Origin of the sequence: Microcoleus sp. Pol12B4, from assembly GCF_036701385.1 — a bacterium.
Lineage (GTDB): Bacteria > Cyanobacteriota > Cyanobacteriia > Cyanobacteriales > Microcoleaceae > Microcoleus.
Window position 1 is genome coordinate 1 of the sequence record NZ_JAUBQR010000270.1, and the last position, 8134, is coordinate 8134.

Consider the following 8134-nt stretch of genomic DNA (forward strand, 5'->3'; position numbering starts at 1 on the left):
GGAGATTCGTGAGGCAAATGGTCGTGCTCATCGTGACTGTCGCCAGTTGATGCCAATTCCTTAACGTTCATCGCTCCGGGGCCAAAAACAACACCGGGTTGCAAGAGTTGGCGCTTGATAGCGCTGTCATTGCCCCGGAATTCGCCCTCAAAAGTGCTGAAATACATCCGAAACATATAAAACGCGGTCATCCCGGCCGTCAACCAGCTAACAGCCCACAGAGCCGGATTTGCTGCGAAGGCGCTGGCGAGAATTTCGTCTTTTGACCAAAAACCAGCAAACGGGGGAATGCCGCAGATTGCCAAATTTCCGATTAAAAAGCAAGAAGCGGTAATCGGCATATATTTCCGCAAGCCGCCCATGACTCGCATATCTTGAGCGAGTGCGGGGTTGTGGCCGACGACATCTTCCATACCGTGAATGACTGAACCCGAACACAGGAACAGCATTGCTTTGAAGTAAGCGTGTGTCATCAAGTGGAAAAGTCCGGCACTGTAAGCGCCGACGCCCATTGCCATCACCATGTAGCCGAGTTGGGATATGGTGGAGTAGGCTAAGCCTTTTTTAATGTCATTTTGGGTAATCGCGATCGAAGCACCCATAAATGCGGTAAAACAGCCAGTACAGGCGATCAAATTCATGACGGCCGGCAGCCCTTCAAACACCGGGTACATCCGAGCGATCAGGAAGACGCCGGCGGCTACCATTGTCGCTGCGTGGATCAGAGCCGAAATCGGTGTCGGGCCTTCCATTGCGTCTGGGAGCCATACGTGGAGGGGGAATTGAGCGGATTTGGCTGCTGGCCCCAAAAATATGAGCACGCCGAAGATAGTCGCCAGAGTCGCGCTGAGAGCACCGGATTCGACTAATGAGTGTAGACGTTCGCCCATCACCTCAAATTCAAAGCTGCCGGTGGCCCAGTAAATGCCGAGGATGCCCAGCAGTAGACCGAAGTCGCCGACGCGGTTGGTGACAAAAGCTTTTTGGCAAGCGTCAGCAGCGGGTTTGCGATCGTACCAAAAGCCAACTAGCAGGTACGAACACATACCTACGAGTTCCCAAAAAATGTAAATCTGAACGATATTCGGGCTGATTACCAGACCCAACATCGACGCGCTAAAGATGCTCAGGTAGGCGTAAAAGCGCACGTACCCGTCATCGTGGGCCATGTAGCCGTCGGTGTAAATCATCACCAAAAAGGCGACCGTAGTGACGATCGCCAGCATCACCGACGTTAGGGGGTCGATAATATAGCCCATATTCAGCGAGAAGTCGCCAGCAGAAGCCCACTGAATACTGCGGGTGTAGGGTGCGTGGCCCTGTAGTTGACTCCACAGCAATGCGAAGGAGAGTACCATTGACCCTCCGAGCGCGGAGACGATTAATATCGCATTCGCTTGTCGGAGCTTGTTGGTTGCCTGGTTAAAGGTGATTAAGCCTAGACCTACTAGCATTGCGCCTGCCAGCGGCAGGACAGGAATCAGCCAAGCATATTGATAAAGCAGTTCCATGACTGATAGGTAGTTTAAAGTTTCTACTAGATATTGACAAAACTGTAAACAATTGTGACACACGCCTGCGCCACTGGGCCAAAATACTTGATCCAATTCTTTAAGTATTGCTATATCTGAGTGCAATCGCGAGCTAGACGATTGCACTACTTTTTTCCTGGCGAGCGAGACGATCGCACCCTACTGCGAAAATTATTATTCCCGTGGCAATGGAAACTATGTGATAAATCTCACAGTCCTGTGCCTTCAAGACTGCGAAATTTATTTTGGTGTCCGATGGTTGATGCACAAATGGGGAATGCCTTCTGCTTTCTACATAAAAGCCGAATGCCTTCTAAACAAGAGCCGAATGCCTTGGGAGCATTACCGATTGGCTAATTCCTGAAGTTGCAGCCGTTGAGATGAGGAAGCTACGTGAGCTGCGAGCATCCAGGAATCCAGAGTCCGCCGCAGTTCCTCGCGCCCTTGGTAGTCTTCCAATCTAAATCGAACTTTATCGCCCTCAAACAAAATCAGCGTGGGCAGACTTGTCAACCGATAAGTGTGGGCCAATTTGAAACATTGATCGGCATTCACCCCGACCAGCTTGACTTTTTCTGCCCACTGTGCCTCAAAAGTCTTAAGCGTGGGGTCGATCGCGCGGCACAAACCGCACCAAGGAGCCGAAAAGTGAACTAAAACGGGGGTAGAGGCTTGAAACACCTCTTGTGCAAAAGTGCGTTCGCTAACCGACAACACCATGATCCCTCAAAATTTAATAATTTTTTTTCTATCCTAGGGATCATGCTACCAGTATATGTTCCTAGTGACACGCATCAAAAAAGGATGAATTTCCCAAAGCAAACCAGTAAAAATGACTACACCTACGTAGGAAGGGCGCAGAAACTCAAGCAAATCAAAGGTTTGACGCTTTTGTAGGATTGCCAAAAAAGGCATGATTGAGGTTCGAGATTTGATGGTTTCAAAGGATTCTCCAAAACGAGCCTGAAGTCGTCTGTCGCCGTGCCACACTCCGAACAGGTGGTGAAGTACCAAACCGATGGAAGTGACCAGGGTAAAGCTAGTGCCAATCCACAGGGTGTGGGCCACGCACCAAATCACCTGTCCCACCATTTGCGGGTGACGGGTGATACGAATGATGCCAGTTTCGTAGAGGTGAACTTGGGGCTTTTGGACGGCGGCAATTTCTAGGAGGTTGAAAGTTGCTGGGTACAGAAACAGAAAGGAAATTGCCGAAAGTATCCAAACAGCAGGTTTAACTCCGGGTAATCCCTGTACTTGCCAAAGCTGTACGCCGTCGTAGCGGTGGTTGAAAAAGTAGACAATCAGAATGACGGCTAGCGGCAAACTGACAAGGGCAAACAAAACGCGATAAAGTCTCGGCCCGATCAGCTTTTCACCTTTGGGCCGGAGGGCTGCTAAACCGCTGTGGGCGATCGCAAAAACCAGTAACAGGCCCAGAATAACTAAGTGGGAGTCGAGCGCCAAGTCGATCGTCATTGCAAATATTAAGAAAAGTTATTGATTCTCGGCCAATTTGTGTCACAAAGTATCTATGGGAGCATTCAGCGGTTATCAGTCAGTTAACTGTTCACTGTTCGCTGTTGACTGTTGACTGTTGACTGTTCGCTGTTCGCTGTTGACTGTTCGCTGTTTGCTGTTCGCTGCCTACAGTCAACCGTCAACTGACAACTGACAACTGACAACTGACAATTTAGATATATGTCTGACCTTCCTTTCACTTTAGACCAGTTACGCATTCTCAAGGCGATCGCCTCTGAAGGAAGCTTCAAACGCGCCGCGGACAGCCTCTATGTATCCCAGCCAGCAGTTAGCTTGCAGGTGCAAAACTTAGAGAGACAGTTGGACGTGCCGCTGTTTGACCGGGGGGGGCGGCGGGCGCAACTGACCGAAGCCGGACACCTGCTGCTGAGTTACGGCGAGAAAATTTTATCGCTTTGCCAGGAAACTTGTCGAGCTCTGGAAGACTTGCAAAATCTCCAAGGCGGTACTTTGATCGTCGGCGCTTCTCAAACAACGGGAACCTATTTGCTGCCCCGGATGATTGGGATGTTTCGCCAAAAGTACCCGGATGTAGCTGTACAGCTTCACGTTCACTCGACCCGCCGCACGGCATGGAGTGTTGCCAACGGGCAAATCGATTTGGCAATTGTTGGCGGAGAAATTCCTACCGAACTTGTAGAAGCTTTAGAAATTGTTCCTTACGCTGAGGACGAACTGGCTCTGATTCTTCCTCCGTCTCACCCGATGGTACAACAAGAAACTATCCAAAAAGAAGACCTTTACAAATTGCAGTTTATATCCCTCGATTCGCAGTCTACGATCCGCAAAGTAATCGATCAGGTACTGACTCGCTGCGGCATAGACACGCGCCGCTTGAAAATAGAGATGGAACTAAATTCGATCGAAGCCATTAAAAATGCCGTTCAGTCCGGGCTGGGTGCTGCTTTTGTCTCGGTTTCGGCGATCGAAAAAGAGTTGCTCATGGGCGTCTTGCACAAATCTCAAATGGATGAAGTTTTGGTAACTCGCATTTTGTCACTGATTTACAACCCCAACCGCTACCGTTCTAAAGCAGCAGAGGCTTTCAGCAATGAAATTTTGCCCCAGTTTGCTACTTATTCGACCATCCTGGAGAAGAAAGAACCCCCGGCGCTCGATTTGGGATTCATAGAAATAGGAACTCCCAACTCGGCGGGAAGTTAATCTCTTAGGTCGCTGGCAGTTAGCAGTTCGCGGTTAGTTGAGAAATCGAAATCTGATTTAACAATCGCTTTTTCTTCCCTCTTCCCTCTTCCTTCTTCCCTCTTCCTTCTTATTAGCAAACAAAAATGGAAGTTTACTGCACCCGACCGGGCTGCCCGCGCCCTCAAAACTATTTTCCTGACCTCGATGACAGTTCGCGGCTCAAAACGGTGCAGCAAAAGTTTTGCACCGCTTGCGGGATGCCCATGATTTTGAGCGGGCGCTATTTGCCCGTGAGGTTGTTGGGTCAAGGCGGTTTTGGGGCGGCATTTTTGGCCAGAGACCGCTATACTCCCGCGATGCGGCAGTGCGTTGCTAAACTTTTGCAGCCCTCGGTAAATCTGACTCCGGCCCAGCTAAAAATCGCTCAAACTCTTTTTGAACGGGAAGCGGCGGTGCTGGAAGAACTGGGAAACGAACATTCCCAAATTCCGAGTTTGCTGGCTTTTTTTGAGCTGACTGTTACGAGTTTGCAGCCGGGAAAAAACGATCAGTTTTTCTATCTGGTTCAAGAATTTATTGACGGTAAAAATTTGGAGGATGAACTAGCTGTTAAAGGCAGGTTTTCGGAGGCGGAAACGGTGGAGGTGCTGCGGGAAATTTTGAAAGTTCTCGATTTTGTACACTCTCGCGGTTCGATTCACCGGGATATTAAACCTGCTAATATTATGCGGGGTAAAAATGGTCGGCTTTATTTATTAGATTTTGGGGCTGTTAAACAAGTAACACAAAGTGTTGGGAGTGCAAAAGCTTCGACTGGTATTTATTCTTTGGGTTACGCTCCGCCAGAACAGATGAGCGGGCAAGAAGTTTATCCGGCAACGGATTTGTATGCTTTGGCTGTGACTTGTATTACTTTGCTGAGTGGTTTGCAGCCGACGGAGCTTTTTGATAGTTACAGAAACGAATGGAATTGGCAGTCGCGGGTGCAGGTAAGTTCGCGTTTGGCTCACGTTCTCGATCGAATGTTATTATCAGCTCCCAGCCAGCGTTTTCAATCTGCGAGTGAGGTGGAAGCGGCTCTGATGTCTCGGCCTCAACAACATTCTCAACAACCTACAGTCGTGGTGGCACCGCCTCCGATACCTCTTCAACCGACTCTGCCTCCTCCTGTACGGGTTCCTGCAACACCTCCAGGAGGGCTGCAACCTTCGCAGAGAGCGACTTTTTCGATTTGGGAGGTTTTGTCGGGGGCAGCGTTTACGGGTTTTGAGGGAGGGGTGCTGGCGATCGCCCTGACGAGTTTGTTGCCCTCTCCTGGCTTGAGTATCGGATTGTTGGGGATGATTGTGGCGGGTTTGATTTACGGGCAGTACCGCAGGGCGATCGAACAAACTGAGATGTTGATTATTGGCGCAGGTACTGTGGCTTTGCTGTGGTTTTTCCCGGCTTTGCAGACGGCGGCAGTTGCGATTTATCCCAATTCTCCGATCACTGGCGTGTTGTTCGTGGGATGGTTGGGTGCTTTGGGTGCGATCGCTGGCACAGCTATTTTTCGATTGATTTATAAGTTACTTTCAAACGTTTTTTAATGTAATAGTCATCTGCAGAAAAGCCTGTTTTGAACAGGCAAGATGCCTGTTCCACAATAATTATGGGAGATGTCTAATTTAAAATGCACACTCAGAAATCTATCTACCCTAATTGGGTGATTGCTTGGGGCCCAGAAGCCCGATCGCACCCTGCAACTTGGGAAACTTCCGGTTTTGCCATAATCGGAGCTGAACCCACCTTCAGCCCCAATCAGCGATTTGTGCTGGTAGGTGACTGCTGCTTCGATCGCACTCCCATGCTCAAACAACAGATTGATACCGAGGGATTGACCGATTTGGCGATCGTCGGGCGGCTATGGGAACAGTCAGGCCCTCAAACTTTGAGCTTACTGGAAGGACAATTTGCCGTGGCAGTGTGGGATAGAGACGAGCAAACCTTGTGTCTCGGGCGCGATCGCGTGGGAGCCAAAACCCTCTATTACACCCGTACAGGAACGACTTGCTGGATCGCGCCTCGACTGCGATCGCTCAATCCGTATCACGATCGAGAACTTGATTTAGTTGCTTTGCGCGACTACTTGTGCTGCGCCTTTGTACCCGGAGCACAAACGCTGTGGGAAGCCGTGCGAGAGTTGCGGCCCGGTAGCTACCTATACTTACCGGATATTGAGAGACAGAGATACTGGCAGCCACAGGAGCAAATTACTAATGCCAATCGCCCTTTGGAATGGCACAGTCAACAAGTGCGATCGCTTTTGGAACAACTGGTGCAGGAAGCGCTACCAGCGGGAGAACCAGTCGCAGCATATCTTTCGGGCGGTATTGATTCAAGTTGCGTCGCGGCGATCGCCACAAGGCTGCACGATCGTCCGGTACACACTTTCTCGATGCACTTTGGCGCTCAATATCCCAGCGAGATTGAATTTGCCAACATCGTCGCAGCACATTGTGGCACTGAGCACCACGTTTTGGAAGTTTCGCCAAAGCAAATTTGGGAGTTGCTACCGGAAACGCTGGCGGCGATGGATGATCCGGTGGGGGAAGGCTTGACGGTTCCCAATTTGCTGTTGGGGCGATCGGCAAAGCAATTCGCAGACGTGGTACTCAATGGCGAAGGTGGCGATCCGTGCTTTGGCGGGCCGAAAAATAAGCCGATGTTACTCAACAGTTTGTATGGTTCGATTCAGGGTAAAGCCGATCCGATCGCAGCTTACTTGACTTCGTTTCAAAAATGCTATGTGGATTTGCCACGTTTGCTGAAGCCGGAGGTTTGGGAAAAGGTGAAGAATGCGCCTTCCGTCTTTGCTGAGGAATTGCAACAGACAGAAACGACGTTTTTGAATCGGCTGATGCGGCTCAACATTGAGTTTAAAGGAGCCGATTACATTTTGACCAAGGTGAATAATCTCACGGCTGCGGCGGGACTAAAAGCTCGATCGCCCCTATTCGATGCGCGGATGGTGGCACTGAGTTTGCAAATTCCGCCAGAATATAAGCTTTCGGGCGCACAGGAAAAAGCGGTTCTCAAGGCTGCTGTGGCGGATTTGCTGCCCGATGTCATTGTCAACCGTCCGAAAAGCGGCATGGTGATGTCGATGCAGCAGTGGTTTTTGAGGGATTGGCAGCGGCAAGCGCGATCGTTGTTGCTGAATCGTCATGCGGCGATCGCGCCTTACCTCGATCGAACACTAATCGGCGAGTGGCTAAACTATCGTGGCGAAGTTTTTCCCCGCTATGGGCTGAAGCTGTGGCTGCTGGTGACACTAGAAATTTGGTTACAAGTGAATCGCCGTTAGTTCTCCCAAATTAGGACACGGCGCCGTGCCTTTCGTCGTGTCAACTTCAGCAGTTGACGCCCAAATTTATCGCTCGACAGTGGCATTTTCCCTATGCGGTTTTCGCTCTTGTTTATAGAACCGATTTGATATCTTTTAGGCTGCCAGCTTTTTAATCATCAGCCTAATAATATGAACTCCCGTTGTATTGGAATGATTAAACCGCAGAGGGCGCAGAGGATACAGAGAAACGGAAGAGACAGATGAATGATTCCGATGCCAACAGATTTGATATAAAACGAAGATTCACCTTGGTCGTCTAATGAGCCTGAACTCTCTCAAAATTATTAACGAGGATTTTGCACTTTTCTATCCAAGAATTTCATATCATGTCCGATCGATTAATCATAATATCCCGGTCGGGGCGAGTTTTTGATATTGTCAATTATTGGCAGGTATTCTTGGTGAACTCGCCCTACAAAAATCGCGGTTCCTCGACCGGACATGATATCAGGGTAGTGGCCAAGAAGTAATGATGGTAAGATAGTAGCCTTGATAAGTTTTTTGTCAACTATGCCGAATTGTCCCG

At 49.6% G+C, this 8134-nt stretch carries 7 protein-coding genes; 3 read left to right on the forward strand and 4 right to left on the reverse strand.

The window, feature by feature from the left end; translation table 11 throughout:
- From nuoL to QUA38_RS25730, 3 genes are all read right to left on the reverse strand, one after another.
- Positions 1-1511 (reverse strand): NADH-quinone oxidoreductase subunit L (gene nuoL, locus QUA38_RS25720; protein ID WP_333166938.1); only part of this gene is annotated, 1511 nt, incomplete at its 3' end.
- Positions 1512-1874: 363 nt separating this feature from the next.
- Positions 1875-2252 carry a thioredoxin family protein gene (locus QUA38_RS25725; protein WP_333166928.1) on the reverse strand — a complete coding sequence of 126 codons (378 nt, stop codon included), beginning with the start codon at positions 2250-2252 and terminating at the stop codon, positions 1875-1877.
- 45 nt (positions 2253-2297) lie between these two features.
- Positions 2298-3011, reverse strand: coding sequence for an NnrU family protein (locus tag QUA38_RS25730; protein WP_333166930.1), 714 nt, complete (start codon positions 3009-3011; stop codon positions 2298-2300).
- A gap of 222 nt (positions 3012-3233) precedes the next feature.
- Between QUA38_RS25730 and QUA38_RS25735 the strand changes: the two genes are divergently transcribed.
- The 3 genes from QUA38_RS25735 (at position 3234) to QUA38_RS25745 (ending at position 7566) form a co-directional block, all read left to right on the forward strand.
- Positions 3234-4238, forward strand: coding sequence for a LysR family transcriptional regulator (locus tag QUA38_RS25735; protein ID WP_333054398.1), 1005 nt, complete (start codon positions 3234-3236; stop codon positions 4236-4238).
- Between the two features lie 125 nt (positions 4239-4363).
- Positions 4364-5809, forward strand: coding sequence for a protein kinase domain-containing protein (locus tag QUA38_RS25740; protein WP_333166932.1), 1446 nt, complete (start codon positions 4364-4366; stop codon positions 5807-5809).
- 83 nt (positions 5810-5892) lie between these two features.
- Positions 5893-7566 (forward strand): asparagine synthase-related protein, encoded by a 1674-nt coding sequence (locus QUA38_RS25745; RefSeq protein ID WP_333166934.1) that lies wholly within the window; start codon positions 5893-5895, stop codon positions 7564-7566.
- Positions 7567-7946: 380 nt separating this feature from the next.
- Here the strand turns inward: QUA38_RS25745 and QUA38_RS25750 are convergent.
- Positions 7947-8134, reverse strand: a 188-nt coding sequence (locus QUA38_RS25750; RefSeq protein ID WP_333166936.1) for a hypothetical protein, incomplete at its 5' end; no start/stop codon positions are given.